This window comes from Paraburkholderia sp. JHI2823 (genome assembly GCF_038900695.1).
Lineage (GTDB): Bacteria > Pseudomonadota > Gammaproteobacteria > Burkholderiales > Burkholderiaceae > Paraburkholderia > Paraburkholderia mimosarum.
On the sequence record NZ_JAYMRY010000434.1, the window covers coordinates 1 to 254 of the forward strand.

The 254-nt window shown below is 54.3% G+C and carries 1 protein-coding gene; it reads right to left on the bottom strand.

The genetic code is table 11. The features are described 5' to 3' along the window. The coding region (locus VSR34_RS39310; RefSeq protein WP_342965334.1) for a transposase at positions 1 to 254 on the bottom strand (254 nt) is incomplete at both ends.

A 254-nucleotide genomic window follows, 5' to 3' on the forward strand; every position in this document is an offset into this window, starting at 1 on the left:
TGATCGACCCCATTCTTGCGTACAAAGCTCTTGTGTCCAGCCCACGCCTGGATCAGCGTGCCGTCCACGCTGAAATGTTCACCCGAGAGCAGGCACTTCTTCTCGGCAATGGCCACCACCTCGTTGAAAAATTCGATCACCGCATCGTGTCTGATCAGACGCTCGCGGTTCTTCGTAAAGACCGTGGGCACCCACACCTCGTCATCCATTGCCAGGCCGATGAACCAGCGAAAAAGCAGGTTATATTGAACTTG